Annotated in this window: 15 protein-coding genes; 8 read left to right on the forward strand and 7 right to left on the reverse strand. The window is 60.9% G+C overall.

The features are described from left to right. Window positions 1-103 precede the first annotated feature (103 nt). Window positions 104-802 carry a DNA-3-methyladenine glycosylase gene (locus V6Z53_RS29555; RefSeq protein WP_338583310.1) on the forward strand — a complete coding sequence of 233 codons (699 nt, stop codon included), beginning with the start codon at window positions 104-106 and terminating at the stop codon, window positions 800-802. A 39-nt stretch (window positions 803-841) separates the two neighbouring features. After that, window positions 842-2,158, forward strand: a complete 1,317-nt coding sequence (locus V6Z53_RS29560) for a bifunctional DedA family/phosphatase PAP2 family protein (RefSeq protein ID WP_338583311.1) — start codon at window positions 842-844, stop codon at window positions 2,156-2,158. Window positions 2,159-2,164: 6 nt separating this feature from the next. On the opposite strand, the gene V6Z53_RS29565 is transcribed toward V6Z53_RS29560, so the two are convergent. The 3 genes from V6Z53_RS29565 to V6Z53_RS29575 are packed head-to-tail and all read right to left on the reverse strand — an operon-like array spanning window position 2,165 to window position 3,842. Next, entirely contained in the window at window positions 2,165-2,755 is a 591-nt protein-coding gene (locus V6Z53_RS29565; RefSeq protein ID WP_338583312.1) for an LON peptidase substrate-binding domain-containing protein, read from the reverse strand. 11 nt (window positions 2,756-2,766) lie between these two features. Further along, window positions 2,767-3,483 carry an LrgB family protein gene (locus V6Z53_RS29570; RefSeq protein WP_338583313.1) on the reverse strand — a complete coding sequence of 239 codons (717 nt, stop codon included), beginning with the start codon at window positions 3,481-3,483 and terminating at the stop codon, window positions 2,767-2,769. Further along, window positions 3,480-3,842: a CidA/LrgA family protein gene (locus V6Z53_RS29575; protein WP_338583314.1), complete on the reverse strand. Its 363-nt coding sequence runs from the start codon at window positions 3,840-3,842 to the stop codon at window positions 3,480-3,482. Before V6Z53_RS29575 ends, V6Z53_RS29570 begins: the two co-directional genes overlap by 4 nt. A 196-nt stretch (window positions 3,843-4,038) precedes the next feature. Here V6Z53_RS29575 and V6Z53_RS29580 point away from each other — a divergent pair, with 196 nt between their 5' ends. The 3 genes from V6Z53_RS29580 to V6Z53_RS29590 all read left to right on the forward strand — a co-directional run bounded on the left by V6Z53_RS29580 (window position 4,039) and on the right by V6Z53_RS29590 (window position 6,994). Beyond that, entirely contained in the window at window positions 4,039-4,494 is a 456-nt protein-coding gene (locus V6Z53_RS29580) for a MaoC family dehydratase (protein WP_338583315.1), read from the forward strand. A gap of 113 nt (window positions 4,495-4,607) precedes the next feature. Continuing rightward, entirely contained in the window at window positions 4,608-6,326 is a 1,719-nt protein-coding gene (locus V6Z53_RS29585) for a C13 family peptidase (RefSeq protein WP_338583316.1), read from the forward strand. A gap of 26 nt (window positions 6,327-6,352) precedes the next feature. Continuing rightward, window positions 6,353-6,994 (forward strand): oxidoreductase, encoded by a 642-nt coding sequence (locus tag V6Z53_RS29590; protein ID WP_338583317.1) that lies wholly within the window; start codon window positions 6,353-6,355, stop codon window positions 6,992-6,994. Between the two features lie 114 nt (window positions 6,995-7,108). Here the strand turns inward: V6Z53_RS29590 and V6Z53_RS29595 are convergent, their stop codons facing one another. The 4 genes from V6Z53_RS29595 to V6Z53_RS29610 form a co-directional block, all read right to left on the reverse strand. After that, a complete protein-coding gene (locus V6Z53_RS29595; protein WP_338583318.1) occupies window positions 7,109-7,393 on the reverse strand; it encodes a YceK/YidQ family lipoprotein in 285 nt (94 codons plus the stop codon). Next, window positions 7,386-8,018 carry a flavin prenyltransferase UbiX gene (ubiX, locus tag V6Z53_RS29600; RefSeq protein WP_338583320.1) on the reverse strand — a complete coding sequence of 211 codons (633 nt, stop codon included), beginning with the start codon at window positions 8,016-8,018 and terminating at the stop codon, window positions 7,386-7,388. Before ubiX ends, V6Z53_RS29595 begins: the two co-directional genes overlap by 8 nt. Next, on the reverse strand, window positions 8,015-9,364 hold the full coding sequence (gene mpl, locus V6Z53_RS29605; protein ID WP_338583321.1) for a UDP-N-acetylmuramate:L-alanyl-gamma-D-glutamyl-meso-diaminopimelate ligase: 1,350 nt from the start codon (window positions 9,362-9,364) through the stop codon (window positions 8,015-8,017). Before mpl ends, ubiX begins: the two co-directional genes overlap by 4 nt. A gap of 220 nt (window positions 9,365-9,584) precedes the next feature. Then, the gene (locus tag V6Z53_RS29610) at window positions 9,585-11,495 is read right to left on the reverse strand and encodes a sigma-54-dependent Fis family transcriptional regulator (protein WP_338583322.1); all 1,911 of its coding nucleotides are present in this window, start codon (window positions 11,493-11,495) and stop codon (window positions 9,585-9,587) included. A gap of 390 nt (window positions 11,496-11,885) precedes the next feature. On the opposite strand from V6Z53_RS29610, the gene V6Z53_RS29615 reads away from it, so the two are divergent. The 3 genes from V6Z53_RS29615 to V6Z53_RS29625 all read left to right on the forward strand — a co-directional run bounded on the left by V6Z53_RS29615 (window position 11,886) and on the right by V6Z53_RS29625 (window position 16,615). Beyond that, window positions 11,886-13,406, forward strand: coding sequence for an aldehyde dehydrogenase family protein (locus tag V6Z53_RS29615; protein ID WP_338583323.1), 1,521 nt, complete (start codon window positions 11,886-11,888; stop codon window positions 13,404-13,406). 273 nt (window positions 13,407-13,679) lie between these two features. Next, window positions 13,680-15,053, forward strand: coding sequence for an ethanolamine permease (eat, locus tag V6Z53_RS29620; RefSeq protein ID WP_338583324.1), 1,374 nt, complete (start codon window positions 13,680-13,682; stop codon window positions 15,051-15,053). A gap of 167 nt (window positions 15,054-15,220) precedes the next feature. Further along, window positions 15,221-16,615: an ethanolamine ammonia-lyase subunit EutB gene (locus V6Z53_RS29625; RefSeq protein ID WP_338583325.1), complete on the forward strand. Its 1,395-nt coding sequence runs from the start codon at window positions 15,221-15,223 to the stop codon at window positions 16,613-16,615. The last annotated feature ends 5 nt before the right edge of the window (window positions 16,616-16,620 follow it).

Raw genomic sequence — 16,620 nt, forward strand, 5'->3', positions numbered from 1 at the left:
GGCGGATGGTCGAAATGGAGGGCAATTTGCTGACGTTCAGCCGGGATTAAGCTGCAAATTGTTATCATCACGACTCAATCAGCCCTGATAAACGCCGTTCATCATGTCCAACCTGACTGTTCGAGCGTCCGCCACGAGCCTGCCCACGGGCCTTGCAGACGCGTTTTTCGACCGCGATGCGCAAATTCTGGCCCGGGATCTACTGGGCAAAGTCATCCGCCATCGGGTCGGCGACCTGTGGCTCAGCGCCCGGATTATCGAGACCGAAGCCTATTACTGCGCCGAAAAAGGCAGCCACGCGTCCCTTGGCTACACAGAAAAGCGTAAGGCTTTGTTTCTGGATGGCGGCCACATCTATATGTATTACGCCCGGGGCGGTGATTCGCTGAACTTCAGCGCTCAGGGGCCGGGCAACGCGGTGCTGATCAAATCCGCCTACCCTTGGGTCGACGAACTCAGCGGGCCGGCGAGCCTGGCGCAGATGCTATTGAACAATCCCGACGCCCAAGGTCGCCCTCGCCCATCGCAAAAGCTCTGCGCCGGGCAGACGTTGCTGTGCAAGTCGCTGGGTTTGAAAGTGCCGGTGTGGGACGCCAAGCGTTTCGACCATGAGGTGCTGCTGGTGGAAGACGTCGGCCAGACGCCCGCCCACATCATCCAGACCACGCGCCTGGGCATCCCCCATGGGCGCGACGAACACCTGATGTACCGCTTTGTCGATGCTGCCTATGCGGCTTATTGCACACGGAACCCGCTACGACGGGGCCAGGTCGAAGGTCGCGATTATTTTTTGCTGACCTGACATCAACTCGGAACTTGAATATTCAATGGAGTGGTTTTTATGGGCCAATGGCTCGATAGCGTCACCGGTTGGTTGACGGTCAACCCGCAATGGCTGGCGGCGGCGGTATTCATCGTAGCGTTTGTGGAATGCCTGGCGATTGCCGGGTTGATCGTGCCCGGCACGGTGTTGCTGTTCGCCGTGGCGGTACTGGCCGGCAGCGGCGCGCTGTCGTTGAGTGAAACACTGCTGCTGGGCTTCGTCGCCGGAGTGTTGGGCGATGTGGTTTCGTATTTCCTCGGACGCCACTTCCATCAGAACATCCGGCGCCTGCCAGGCTTGCGCCATCACCCGGAATGGATCACCGGGGCGGAGTCGTACTTCCAGCGCTATGGCATCGCGAGCCTGTTGGTCGGGCGTTTCATCGGACCGCTGCGCCCCATGCTGCCGATGGTAGCCGGCATGTTCGACATGCCGTTTCCGCGCTTCTTCGCCGTCAGCCTGCTGGCCGGTGCAGGCTGGTCGGTGGCATATCTGTTACCGGGTTGGGCCACCGGCGCGGCGATTCGCTTGCCGTTGCCTGAGGGTTTCTGGCCTGAGGCCGGGATCGTCGCCGGCGCCATCGCCGTCATGGTCGGGTTGAGTGCGACCAGCAGCTTGCGTCGACACCGCAACGCCACGGTGTTCATCAGCGGGATGAGTCTGCTGATACTGGCCGGGCTGTTTATCGGCTATCCGCATCTGACCGCGCTGGATCAGGGCGTGATGACCCTGGTCCAGGAACATCGTAAGCCGGCGCTGGATGAAGTGGCCGTGGTCCTCACGCTGATCGGCGAATTCCGCAACATGCTGCTGTTCAGTGCCTTGCTGGTAGTGCTGTTGGTGATCACCCGGCAATGGCGCCAGATGATCTTCGCGTGCAGCACGTTGCTCTGCACGGCGCTGGCAAACACCGTCACCAAAAACTTCTTCGCCCGCGTGCGCCCGGAAGTGTTGAGCGACCCGCTGACCAGCTACAGCATGCCCAGCGGTCACGCCTCTGGTTCCTTTGCACTGTTCCTGACCCTGGCGGTGCTGGCTGGACGCGGACAACCACCGCGCATGCGCCTGACCTGGTTATTGGTGGGTTGCCTGCCGGCACTGGCGATTTCGCTGTCGCGGGTGTACCTCGGCGCGCACTGGCCGACGGATGTCCTGGCGGGGGCGATGCTGGCAGCGTGCGTGTGTGCCGCGAGCCTGTGGCTGAGTCAGCGCCGGACTTCGCTCAACGCGATGCCGCCCAAGGTCTGGTGGCTGGTGCTGCCGTCGCTGGTGGCGCTGTTCGGGTTCTTCGTGTTGCGGCATTTGCCGCACACGATGCTGCGGTATGCCTACTGACAAACCTCAGGCAAACAACTCGCCCTGCAACTCATCAAGCAACGCCTGGATCGCATCCAGTCGTTGCTGCGGGTCGTCGAGTTGCAGCAGGTCGATCTTGTCCAACTCGGCGAACGGCAACAGGTACGCCAACTGATTGGCCAGCGACTGTTGCCCGGTGGCCTCCGTGCCCATGTTCAGCGCTTCGACCATCGGGTGCTCGGCCAGAGCCTTGAGCAGGGCCACCAGATCGGCGTCTTCGTCCTGCAACGGCTGCTCCGGTTCGTCCTCTAGCCACTCAATATCAGCGACGGTCAATTGATCGCGCTGAACTTCAGTACGCAGTACGTTGAAACGTCGCCCACCCTGAACACGGATCCCCAACAGTCCGTTGTCTTGCTGTTTGAAATCGGTGATCAGCGCTTCACAGCCGACCAATGCGTAACCTTCTGGGGCGATACCGACTTCTTCGCCATCAAGAATGCACACCACGCCGAAGCCGCCACCCTGTTTCATGCAGCGGCCGATCATGTCCAGGTAGCGCGCCTCGAAAATCTGCAGGTCGAGGATGCAACCGGGAAACAGCACCGTGTTCAACGGGAAAAGCGGCAGGCTCATAGACATTTCCTTCACACCACCATCGACACCGCCAACGGCAGCAACACCGCCGTGGCCACGCCCATCAGACTCATCGCAAGCGCCGCGAAGGCGCCGCACTCTTCATTTTCCTGCATGGCCACCGCCGTGCCGACCGCGTGAGCCGTCATGCCCAGCGCCATGCCGCGCGCCTCGGGGCTGTGGACACCGAGGCGGGTCAACAGGCTCGGGCCGAAGATCGCGCCGATCACACCGGTGATCAACACAAACACCGCCGCCAGCGCCGCGACGCCGCCAATTTGCTCGGCCACCAACATGGCAATCGGCGAGGTCACCGACTTCGGCGCCATGGTCATCAGAATCATGTGTTCAGCCCCGAACCACCAGCCCAGCAACACGCCCATGCCCGTGGCAACCACCCCGCCTATCACCAGCGTAGTAAAAATCGGCCAGAACAACTGCCGAATCCGCCGCAGGTTGAGGTAAAGCGGCACAGCCAGGGCGACGGTGGCCGGGCCGAGCAGGATACTGAGGATCTCGGTGCTCTTGCGGTATTCGGCATAAGTCAGCCCGCAACCCACCAGCACACCGATCACCAGCAACATGGAGACCAGCACCGGTTGCAAAAAGATCCAGCGGGTTTTCTCGAACGCCGCCAGCACCAGTTGATAGGCGCCAAGGGTAATGCCGATGCCGAACAATGGATGATGAATTACCGACGTCCAGGCGCCGTGCCAATCGAGAATCATTGGTTGTCCTCAGGGTGTGTGTGGCGCTTGACCATGCGCTGCATCAGCACGCCGGCAAACGCCATCGACAGCAACAGCGACAGGACCAGCGCGCCGACAATGGCCCAGAAGTCCGCCGCGATATCGGCGGCGTACACCATCACGCCCACGGCTGGCGGCACCAGCAGCAATGGCAGGTAACGCAAAAGGCTGCTGGCCGCCAGGTTCAGCGGCTCACCGACCTGGCCACGGCTGATCAGAAACACCAGCAACAGCAGCAGGCCGACGATCGGCCCCGGCAGGACCGGTAAAAACAAATGATTGATCGCGGTGCCGAGCAATTGGAACAGCACCAGCCAGGTCAGGCCACGTAACAACATCAAAGATCTCCCGCAAAAATCCGTCACCCGCATTGGCCCGGGCATTATAAGCATGCCTGCGCTATGGATCGGCATTCGCCAAAAGCATGGTCAGTTGACCGGAGCAATTTGCCATGTTGATCTAAAGTGGTAATCCGGGAGGTCAAATCCCCCCCAACTCAAAACTATAAAACCGATGAACCCAAGGAGAGTCTCAATGCCCTATGTTCCAGTTGCAGAGCTCAATGATTATGTCGGCAAGGAACTTGGACGTTCCGAATGGCTCACCATCGATCAGGACCGAATCAACCTGTTCGCCGAAGCCACAGGGGACTATCAGTTCATCCATGTCGATCCGGTCAAGGCCGCGCAAACTCCCTTCGGCAGCACCATTGCCCACGGATTCCTGTCGCTGTCGCTGATCCCGAAACTGATGGAAGACATCCTCATCCTTCCCGAAGGCCTGAAGATGGTGGTCAATTATGGCCTGGACAGCGTGCGGTTCATTCAGCCGGTCAAGGTCAATTCGAAAGTGCGCCTGAAGGTCGACCTGACCGAAGTCACCGAGAAGAAACCCGGCCAATGGCTGCTCAAGGCCACCGCCACGCTGGAAATCGAAGGCTCGGACAAACCGGCGTATATCGCTGAACCGCTGTCGCTCTGCTTCGTGTAAACCTTTCCGGATGCGAAGCAGCTCACGCTGTTTCGCGCCCGCTGCATTTCTACCGGCTGTATATGGACACATAGCTGCGGCATACTCGGTCGCCTAATTGCCCGGAACCCGCTATGCGCTCACTTGCCCTCCTCGCCTTGACCCTGATGCTCACCGCTTGCGGCGACGGCGAATCCCCTTTGCCGCCAGACGCACGCCTGCCGGACGGCGGACGCTATCGCGGTGATCTGGTCGATGGCTTGCTGCAAGGCCAGGGCCGTATCGACTACCCGAACGGCAGCTGGTACGCCGGGGAGTTCGACAAGGGCCAATGGCATGGCCAGGGCGAATGGCACGGCAGCAATGGCGAGGTCTACCGCGGGCTGTTCAATCAAGGCCTGTTCGACGGCCAGGGCAGCCTGACCACCAGCGGCAGCAGCTACACCGGCGGCTTCAAGCTCGGTCGGCGCGACGGCGAAGGCACCCTCAAAGAAAACGGCATGACCTACCGCGGCGAGTTCAAGGCCGATCAGTATTCAGGGCTCGGCCATCTGGAACTTGAAGACGGCAGCGCCTATCAGGGCCAGTTTGCCCACGGCAAACCCAATGGCGAAGGCCAGCGCGGCGACGGCAACGGCAATCAGTTCACCGGGCGCTTCGTCGACGGTCAGCTGGAAGGCAACGGGACATTCAACAGTGCGGACGGCGACATCTACGTCGGCGGCTTCAAGAACAATCAACTGCACGGCAAGGGCCGCTACGAAAACGCTGACGGCGATGTCTGGCTGGGGCAATTCAAGGAAGGTTCGCTTAATGGCAAGGGCGAGCTGATCGGCGCCGACGGCAGCCATTACATCGGCCACTTCAACGACTGGCGCTTCAGTGGCCAGGGTCGCTTGAACCTTGCAGACGGCAGTTTCTACATTGGCCAGTTCGACAGCGACGCGTATTCGGGTCGCGGCACTCTGGTGCTGACCGACGGTTCCGTGCTCAGCGGCACCTGGATCAATGGCCAGCGTGTGCGTGACGCCGATGGCAAGTTGCTGCCCGACACCCTCGAACTCGGCCTGCTGGCCCAGGGCCGCCTGCTCGAAGAGGCACTGGGCAACGTGCCGGCCTCGACCCCGGCGGTTGAGCTGTACACCCTGACCCTCGGCGGCGACGGCAAGCAGAGCGTGTTCCTGCGCGAATCCGACTACGTCGCCAACATGCTCACCAGCCGCTTCGGCGCCTTCGGCCAGATCCGTCTGGTGAACCATCGCGATCACCTTGGCGACCGCCCAATGGCCACCCGGGAAAACCTGCGTCGCGCGGCCCTGACCCTGGCCGAACGCAGCGGCCCGGAAGATTTGATTTTCATCTACCTGACCAGCCACGGCACCGCCGAACACGAACTGGTACTCGACCAGCCACGCATGGAACTGGCCGACCTGCCAGCCGACGAACTCGCCGCCGTCCTCGCGCCACTGAAAAACCGCGACAAGATCATCGTGATTTCGTCTTGCTACTCCGGCGGTTTCATTCCTGCCCTCAAAGACGAACGCACGCTGATCATGACCGCTTCACGGGCCGACCGCGTGTCCTTCGGCTGTTCGGAAGAAGCCAACTTCACCTACTTCGGCGACGCCCTGTTTGCCCAGGCGCTGAACCAGACCGATGATCTTGAGCAAGCCTTCAAGCTGGCCAAGGCCACCGTCGCCGAGCGTGAACTGGCCGACAACTACGAAGCTTCCGAACCGCAGATCTGGGCACCGAAAACCGTGCTGTCGCACTGGCAGTTGCTACGCAAACAGCAAGCACGAAAAGCACTGCAAAGTGTCTCCATTGACAGCAAGGACGCAAAGAACAACTAAGCTGACAGTATCAAGGGAGAAACACTATGTACTTGACGCCTCAGCACGTATTGCTTGCCGGAGCCACCGGGTTGACCGGTGAACATTTGCTCGATCGCTTGCTCAATGAGCCAACGATTTCGCGGGTGCTGGCGCCTTCACGCCGACCTCTGGCCAAGCATCCCCACCTTGAAAACCCGGTCGGCGACCCGGCGGTGTTTCTGCCGCAGTTGAACGGCCGTGTCGACATCGCCTACTGCTGCCTGGGCACCACCATCAAGCAGGCCGGCTCGGAAGAGGCGTTCCGCGCGGTGGACCTGGACATGGTCGTGGCCTTTGCCAAACGCGCACGGGAAATGGGTGCACGACACCTGATCGTGATCAGTGCCTTGGGCGCCGATCGCAGATCCTCGATTTTCTACAACAAGGTAAAAGGCGAGATGGAGCACGCGTTGCGCGCACAGGACTGGCCGCAACTGACCATTTGCCGGCCATCGCTATTGTTGGGTGAACGCATCGAACCGCGCCTGGGCGAGAAAGTCGCCGGGCCGCTGTCCCGGCTGATCCCCGGCAAATACCACGGCATCGAAGCCTGCCAACTGGCCCGGGCGATGTGGCGCCTGGCGCTTGAGGAGCAGGATGGGGTGCGGATTGTCGAGTCGGATGAGCTGAGGAAGTTGGGCAAGTAATCCACGGGCCTGTGGCGAGGGAGCTTGCTCCCGTTGGACTGCGCAGCAGTCCCTGCTTTGGGGGCGCTTCGCGACCCAGCGGGAGCAAACTCCCTCGCCACAACAGCTCCAGCCCTACAATCCCCCGGTCGCCTGAAAACTCACGCCAATCACCGTCAACAACGACAGCGGCAACAGCAGCGTGTCGAGCAACGCACTGGCCGGCAGATCCACACCCGGATAGCTCGGTGCCTCCGCGCCGAAACGATCCTTCGCGCAGCAACCGCCATTCAACGCATACAAATCCAGCCGCGTCCCGGAGTACACCACCGGCGCGCCCGGTTTCGCGGCATCCAGCGTGCGCGCCGTGGCGCACCCGGCCAATTGCAGCGCCAGCACCATCACCAGCAGCTTATTCATCGCTGGTCAGATGGTGTTCACCCCAACGCGGCAACATGTCCTGGGGAATGTTCAGCAGGTTGAGAATCCGCGCCACGACGAAATCGATCAAGTCGTCGATGGTTTGCGGCTGGTGATAGAAGCCTGGCGAGGCTGGCAGGATCGTCACGCCCATGTTCGACAACTTGAGCATGTTCTCCAGATGAATGCTCGAATACGGCGCCTCACGCGGCACCACTATCAGTTGCCGACGCTCCTTCAGTGTCACATCCGCCGCGCGTTCGATCAGGTTGTTGCAGGCACCGGTGGCGATGGCCGACAACGTACCAGTCGAGCAAGGCACCACCACCATCGCCGCCGGTGAGCCGGAGCCCGAGGCCACCGGCGACATCCAGTCTTCCTTGCCGTACACGCGAATCTGCCCGGCGGCAGCGCCGGTGTATTCGGTGAGGAAGGCTTGCATCATTTGCGGCTTGGCCGGCAGCGTGACGTCGGTTTCGGTGGCCATCACCAATTGCGCGGCCTTGGAGATCAGGAAGTGCACTTCACGGTCTTCACGCACCAGGCAGTCGAGCAGGCGCAAGCCGTACTGGGCGCCGGAAGCGCCGGTCATCGCCAGCGTGATGCGGTCCGGGCCGTTGTTCATTTTAGCGCCTCGGCGAGTTTGCCGTGCAGGCCGCCGAAGCCGCCGTTGCTCATGATCACCACGTGCGTGCCCGGCTGAGCTTGGCTTTTCACGCGTTCGATTATGCCTTCGAGCGAATCGCTGACAATCGACGGCACCGTGCACAGCGACGCGGTGGCCGCCAGGTCCCAACCGAGATTGGCCGGTGCATACCAGATCACCTGGTCGGCATCGACCACGCTTTCCGGCAAGCCGTCGCGGTGCGCGCCAAGCTTCATCGAGTTGGAACGCGGCTCGATGATCGCGATCAACGGTGCATCGCCAATGCGTTTGCGCAGGCCGTCGAGCGTGGTGGCGATGGCGGTCGGATGGTGAGCGAAGTCGTCGTAGATGGTGATACCGCGCACTTCGCCGACTTTTTCCATGCGGCGCTTGACGCTTTTGAACGCACTTAGTGCAGCGATGCCCATGGACGGCACCACGCCAACGTGGCGCGCGGCTGCCAACGTGGCCAGTGCGTTGGCAACGTTGTGCTGGCCGGTCATGTCCCACTCGACCACGCCTTGGGACACACCTTCGAACATCACTTCGAAGGCCGAACCGTCCTCGCTGAGCAACTTGACCTGCCACTGACCACCGGCACCGGTGGTTTGCACCGGGGTCCAGCAGCCCATCTCGATGACGCGTTGCAACGCAGGCTCGGTCGTCGGGTGAATCACCAGGCCTTCGCTCGGGATGGTCCGCACCAAATGGTGGAACTGGCGCTCGATGGCCGGCAGATCGGGGAAGATATCGGCGTGGTCGAATTCCAGGTTGTTCAGGATCGCCGTGCGCGGACGGTAGTGAACGAACTTGGAGCGCTTGTCGAAAAAGGCGCTGTCGTATTCGTCGGCTTCGATCACGAAAAACGGTGTGCCGCCCAGACGCGCCGACACCGAGAAATTCTGTGGCACGCCGCCGATCAGGAAGCCCGGGCTCATGCCGGCATGCTCCAGCACCCAAGCGAGCATGCTGCTGGTGGTGGTCTTGCCATGAGTCCCGGCAACCGCCAGCACCCAGCGACCTTGCAACACATGGTCAGCCAGCCATTGCGGGCCGGAGACGTATGGCAGGCCTTTGTTCAACACGTATTCGACTGCCGGGTTGCCGCGGGACATGGCATTGCCGATCACCACCAGGTCAGGTGCCGGGTCGAGTTGCGCCGGGTCGTAGCCTTGGGTCAACTCGATGCCCTGTGCCTCAAGCTGAGTGCTCATCGGCGGGTAGACGTTGGCATCGGAGCCGGTTACGTGATGGCCCAGCTCTTTGGCCAGAACCGCCATCGAACCCATGAAAGTGCCGCAGATACCAAGAATATGAATGTGCATAGTCGACCTCGTAAAACATGGCCGCAGGTTAGCTTAGGGTGGGAAAATTCGCACTCTTTAGCTGAGATTCGTCATGGTCATTGTGGCGAGGGAGCTTGCTCCCGCTGGGCTGCGCAGCGGCCCCAAAAAACCGTATTCGCGTCAGCATTGATTCTTCGCGAGGCAGAATTGCGACGGCTTCGCCGCCGAGCGGGAGCAAGCTCCCTCGCCACAAAAGCGGTTATCGGGCGATACCGTGCTTACGCAGCTTTCGATAAAGCGTATTGCGGCTCACACCAAGCTGCTCGGCGGTATTGGTCATATGCCACCGCGTCTGCTCCAGAGCATTCAACAACGCCAACCGCTCGGCATCCTCCAGCGGATGCTCCGAGACTTCTGCGCTCGGCTGCGCAATAGGCCGCGCCTGACGAATCATCACCGGCAAGTCCTCCAGCCCGACTCGTCCTTCCTCGCACAATGCCGCCAACGTCCTCAGCACATTGCGCAACTGCCGCACGTTGCCCGGCCAGGCAAACCCCAACAATGCCTCGCGCGCCGGCGCGTCGATCAATACCGTTTCTCCGTTTGCTTCTTCGGCCAGCAAAAAGTCGAGCAACTGCGATTTGTCACTGCGATCGCGCAACGCCGGCAGCGCGACTTCCAGGCCATTGAGGCGGTAATACAAATCCTCGCGGAAGCTGCCGTCCTGCACCCGCTCCAGCAGATTTCGGTGCGTGGCGCTGATGATCCGCACATTGACTGATTCCGGCTCGCCACCAATCGGCACCACTTGCCGGTCTTCCAGCACCCGCAACAGCCGCGTCTGCAAGGCCAGCGGCATATCGCCAATTTCATCGAGGAACAACGTCCCGCCATCGGCCTGTTGTAACTTGCCGCGCATGCCTTCCTTGCGTGCCCCGGTGAAACTGCCGCCGCGATAGCCGAACAGCTCGCTCTCGATCAGGCTTTCGGGGATGGCTGCGCAGTTCAGCGCGACGAAGGCTTTCTCACCACGCTGACTGGCCTGGTGAACGGCTTTAGCGAAGGCCTCTTTGCCCGAGCCGGTTTCGCCGTTGATCAGCAGCGGCACATCCCGTTCGTACACACGCAAAGCCTTGCGGAAATCGGTCTGCAAACCGGCATCGCCCAGGCAGATGCCAGACAATGGCTCCCGGCTCTCAACGACAGGACTGGGCACCAACGGCACCGGCATGCGTCGCGGCTGGCCGCGCAACAAGGCGAACAGGCTGCGTCCGTCGCGGGTGCGCAGCGGCCAACTGGCGCTGGCATTGACGCTGGCTCGGCCGAGCAGCTCATCCAGCGAACAGTCGAAGAACGCCTCCACCGGCTTGCCGAGCAAGCCGCCGCGAACATGCCCCAGCAGGTTCAGTGCGCTCTGATTGACTGCGCAGATCCGCCCTTCTCCGTCGAACGCCAGCAGCCCTTCGCTGAACAAGCCGACAGACTCCGCTTGCAGGTGAAAACGCAGCAGCCATTGATTGTCGAAATAACGCAGGAAGTAGCAGCTCTCGATCATCTTCGCCGAAAGATTGACCAGGGCCATGGTGTGGAACTGACTCTGGCGCGAGACATCGTGCCGCGCCGAGGACACGTCGAGCACCGCCAGCAGTTCGCCATGAGGATCGAACACCGGGCTCGCCGAACACGTCAGGCCGGTGTGGCGGCCGCGAAAATGTTCGTCCTGGTGAATGGTCAGCGCCTGACGCTCCACCAGGCACGTGCCGATACCGTTGGTGCCTTCGCAGGCCTCGCTCCAGTCGGCACCGAGCCAAAGGCCGGCGCGCTCGAAAATCTTCCGTTCAGCGGGGGCGGTTACGCAGTTGAGGATTACCCCCCGCGCATCGGTCAGCAGCACGGCATGGCCGGCGCCGGAGAGTTGCTGATGCAGGCTGGTCATTTCATTGCCGGCGATGTGCAGCACTTGCTGCAAACGTTCGCGGCTTTCGAGGACGCGCCCATGTTCCAGCACCGTCGGCGCCATGGTCAGGGCCGGGTCGAGATGATAGTCCTCGAGGCAGCGCAGCCAGGAACGGGCGATGGACGGATCGCTGCCAGGGCCGTGCACATGGGCTTTGCCCTGGGTCACGGTCAGCACTTGCTGGGCATGGCGACTCAAATGGTTGTCGTGCATTTCTTGTTGTTCTCCCCGAAGGTCCTACGCAACTCTGTAGGAGCTGCCGAAGGCTGCGATCTTTTGACGTGCAGTGTTCAAGATCAAAAGATCGCAGCCTTCGGCAGCTCCTACAGGGTGTCTCAGCAGCGGTCGTCCGAGCATCCTCCAGCCTGGCCTGCATTGCAATGCTGGCAAGACCACCCCGTCACAGCCTGTGCCATAAGCGGTACAAAGTGTCACGACGGCTGTACCGATAGCGTCACAGCTGCCACCCGCCCGTCCGACAAAAATTGCGCAACGCCTTGATTTGCCTGACCTGCAGGGCGGTGGCCCGACCTTTGCTCTACGCTTAAAGCAAGCGCACATGCGCTCTTCCTTACAAATACAAAAAGCCAAGGAGAAAACATCATGCGTTACGCTCACCCCGGTACTGAAGGCGCTATCGTTTCGTTCAAGGCCAAATACGGTAACTACATCGGCGGCGAGTTCGTCGCGCCTGTCAAAGGTCAGTACTTCACCAATACCTCGCCAGTGAATGGCCAACCGATTGCCGAATTCCCTCGTTCCACGGCCGAAGACATCGACAAGGCCCTGGACGCTGCCCACGCGGCGGCCGATGCCTGGGGCGCCACGTCCGCCCAGGCGCGCTCGCTGGTGCTGCTGAAAATCGCCGACCGCATCGAACAGAATCTGGAACTGCTGGCGATCACTGAGTCTTGGGACAACGGTAAAGCCGTGCGTGAAACCCTCAACGCCGACATCCCGCTGGCCGCCGACCACTTCCGCTACTTCGCCGGTTGCATCCGCGCCCAGGAAGGCAGCGCTGCCGAAATCGACGGCAACACCGTGGCCTATCACATCCATGAACCCCTGGGCGTGGTCGGGCAGATCATCCCGTGGAACTTCCCGATCCTGATGGCTGCCTGGAAACTCGCCCCGGCACTGGCTGCCGGTAACTGCGTGGTGCTCAAGCCTGCCGAACAAACGCCGCTGGGCATCACCGTGCTGGTCGAGTTGATTGGCGACCTGCTGCCGCCCGGCGTGCTGAACATCGTGCAAGGCTTCGGTAAAGAAGCCGGTGAAGCGCTGGCCACCAGCAAGCGCATCGCCAAGATCGCGTTCACCGGCTCGACCCCGGTCGGCTCGCACATCATGAAATGCGCGGCCGAAAACATCATTCCGTCCACCGTGGAGCTGGGTGGCAAGTCGCCGAACATCTTCTTCGAAGACATCATGAAGGCTGAGCCTTCCTTCATTGAAAAAGCCGCTGAAGGGCTGGTGCTGGCGTTCTTCAACCAGGGCGAAGTCTGCACCTGCCCGTCCCGCGCGCTGGTGCAAGAGTCGATCTACGACGAGTTCATGAAAGAAGTGATGAAAAAAGTCCTGTCGATCAAACGTGGCGACCCGCTGGACACCGACACCATGGTCGGCGCGCAGGCGTCCGAACAGCAATTCGACAAGATCCTTTCGTACCTGGAAATCGCCAAGGGCGAAGGCGCCGAGCTGCTGACCGGTGGCAAGGTGGAAAAACTCGAGGGCAACCTGGCGAGCGGGTATTACATCCAGCCGACCCTGCTCAAGGGCACCAACAAAATGCGCGTATTCCAGGAAGAAATCTTTGGCCCGGTGGTGAGCATCACCACCTTCAAGGACGAAGCCGAAGCCCTGGCCATCGCCAACGACACCGAGTTCGGCCTGGGCGCCGGCCTCTGGACCCGCGACATCAACCGCGCCTACCGCATGGGCCGCGCCATCAAGGCCGGTCGTGTCTGGACCAACTGCTACCACCTGTACCCGGCGCACGCCGCGTTCGGCGGATACAAGAAGTCCGGCGTCGGCCGTGAAACCCACAAGATGATGCTCGATCATTATCAGCAGACCAAAAATCTGCTGGTGAGCTACGACATCAATCCGCTGGGCTTCTTCTAAAAAACCAGGGGCGACACCGATGTTTCGGTGTCGCCCTTTCTACCGTCTTCGCGAGCAAGCCCGCTCCCACAGGGGATTTGTATAAACCCGCATCAGATAACAGACACAAGTCCAATGTGGGAGCGGGCTTGCTCGCGAAGACGTCCTTAATGACACAATCCCCGAAGCCTGGCCGCTCTGGCACGGTCCTTGCATACCCATCATTCAGGATTTGCACTCCCCCGTCGTACCCGAAAGTCCAAAAGATCCAACAATAAAAAATAGAGAGGACTTATGACTACTTCTTCCACACAGCTCAAACCCACACTCGGCACCCTGCATTTATGGGGCATTGCCGTCGGCCTGGTGATTTCCGGCGAGTACTTTGGCTGGAGTTACGGCTGGGGCACCGCAGGGACATTGGGTTTTCTCGTCACCGCATTGATGGTGGCGACGATGTACACCTGCTTCATCTTCAGTTTCACCGAATTGACTACCGCCATTCCCCACGCCGGCGGGCCGTTTGCCTACAGTCGGCGGGCCTTTGGCGAGAAAGGCGGATTGATCGCCGGCATTGCCACGTTGATCGAGTTTGTCTTTGCGCCCCCGGCAATCGCCATGGCCATCGGCGCCTATCTCAACGTGCAGTATCCGGAACTCGACCCGAAACTCGCCGCCGTTGGCGCCTATTTCATATTCATGGGCCTGAACATCCTCGGCGTCAGCATCGCCGCCACCTTTGAACTGGTGGTTACCGTGCTGGCCGTCGCCGAACTGTTGGTGTTCATGGGCGTGGTCGCGCCGGGCTTCAGCTTCAGCAATTTCGTGCTCAATGGCTGGTCAGGCTCCAACGAATTCACGACGGCCTCGATTCCCGGCATTTTCGCCGCCATTCCCTTCGCGATCTGGTTTTTTCTCGCCATTGAAGGCGCAGCCATGGCAGCCGAAGAAGCCAAGGATCCGAAACGCACAATTCCCCGCGCCTACGTAAGCGGCATTCTGACCCTGGTATTCCTGGCCATCGGCGTGATGATCATGGCGGGTGGTGTCGGCGACTGGCGTCAACTGTCGAACATCAACGATCCGTTGCCTCAAGCGATGAAAGCGGTGGTCGGCAACAATTCGACCTGGATGCACATGTTGGTGTGGATCGGCCTGTTCGGCCTCGTAGCGAGTTTCCACGGTATCATCCTCGGTTATTCGCGGCAGTTCTTCGCCCTCGCCCGCGCCGGCTACCTGCCTCGCAGCCTGGCTAAACTTTCGCGCTTCCAGACGCCGCACCGGGCAATCCTGGCCGGCGGCGTGATCGGCATCGCGGCGATCTACAGCGATGGCCTGGTCAACCTGCAAGGCATGACCCTGACGGCGGCAATGATCACCATGTCGGTATTCGGTGCCATCGTGATGTACATCATCAGTATGCTGAGCCTGTTCAAGCTGCGTAAAACCGAGCCGAACCTGGAGCGCACCTTCCGCGCGCCGGGCTACCCGATCGTGCCGGGGATCGCGCTGTTCCTGGCGGTGGTGTGCCTGGTGGCGATGGCCTGGTTCAACACGCTGATCGGTCTGGTATTCCTCGGCTTCATGGTCGCCGGTTACCTGTATTTCCAGCTGACCGCCCGGCAACGTTCCGAAGCACCGGCGGACGCTATGCTCGAAGGTATATGAATTGCACCGACGCCTGAGTTATTGAAGTGCACTCCCTCTGTAGGAGCTGCAACGAGGCTGCGATCTTTTGATCTTGCCTTTAAAGATCGCAGCCTCGTTGCACTCGACAGCTCCTGCAGGGATTGGTGGTTAATTTGAGCTATTTATAATCAGGAGGACACCGCCCCATGGCCGTATATGCCCATTCCGTCGGCGCCCAGACCTATCGCTTCGACAGCCTCAAGGATGTGATGGCCAGGGCCAGCCCGGCGCGGTCCGGGGATTTTCTGGCCGGTGTCGCCGCGCTCAATGATGGCGAGCGCGTCGCGGCGCAGATGGCGTTGGCCGACATTCCGCTGAGCCACTTCCTGCAGGAAGTCCTGATTCCCTACGAAGACGATGAAGTCACCCGACTGATCATCGACACCCATGACAAACAAGCCTTCGCGGTCGTCAGCCACCTCACCGTGGGCGGTTTTCGCGACTGGCTGCTCAGCGATGCTGCTGACGAACAAGTGCTACGCGCCCTCGCCCCCGGCCTGACCCCGGAAATGGTGGCTGCCGTCTCCAAGATCATGCGCGTGCAGGATCTGGTGCTGGTCGCGCAAAAAATCCGTGTGGTCACGCAGTTTCGCGGCACCCTCGGCCTGCGCGGACGACTGTCCACTCGCCTGCAACCCAACCACCCCACCGACGAACCGGCCGGCATCGCCGCGAGCATCCTCGACGGTCTGTTGCATGGCAACGGTGATGCCATGATCGGCATCAACCCGGCCACCGACAGCATCGCCTCGATCTGCGCCATGCTGGAAATGCTCGACGCGATCATCCAGCGCTACGAAATTCCGACACAGGCCTGCGTGCTGACCCACGTCACCACATCGATCGAAGCGGTCAACCGCGGCGTGCCACTGGACCTTGTCTTTCAATCGATCGCCGGCACCGAGGCGGCCAATGCCAGTTTTGGCATCAACCTGAATGTGCTCAAGGAAGGTTACGACGCCGGGTTGAGCCTCAATCGCGGCACGCTCGGGAAAAACCTGATGTATTTCGAAACCGGCCAGGGCAGCGCCCTGTCAGCCAACGCCCACCATGGCGTCGACCAACAGACCTGCGAAACCCGAGCTTACGCAGTAGCGCGACATTTCAACCCGTTTCTGGTGAACACCGTCGTAGGCTTCATCGGCCCGGAATACCTCTACAACGGCAAGCAAATCATCCGCGCCGGCCTCGAAGACCACTTCTGCGGCAAGTTGCTCGGCGTGCCGATGGGCTGTGACATCTGCTACACCAACCACGCCGAGGCCGATCAGGATGACATGGACACCCTGCTGACCCTGCTGGGCGTGGCCGGGATCAACTTCATCATGGGCATCCCCGGCTCCGACGACATCATGCTCAATTACCAGACCACGTCGTTCCACGATGCGCTCTATGCCCGGCAGACGCTGGGACTCAAGCCTGCACCGGAGTTCGAACAATGGCTGGCGAAAATGGGCATTTTCACCCAGGCGGACGGCCGGGTTCTCTTCGGCAACAGCCTGCCGCCGGCCTTCCGCCAGGCCTTGGCGCAACTGGGATGAGTGCT

This window comes from Pseudomonas sp. MAG733B (assembly GCF_036884845.1).
GTDB lineage: Bacteria > Pseudomonadota > Gammaproteobacteria > Pseudomonadales > Pseudomonadaceae > Aquipseudomonas.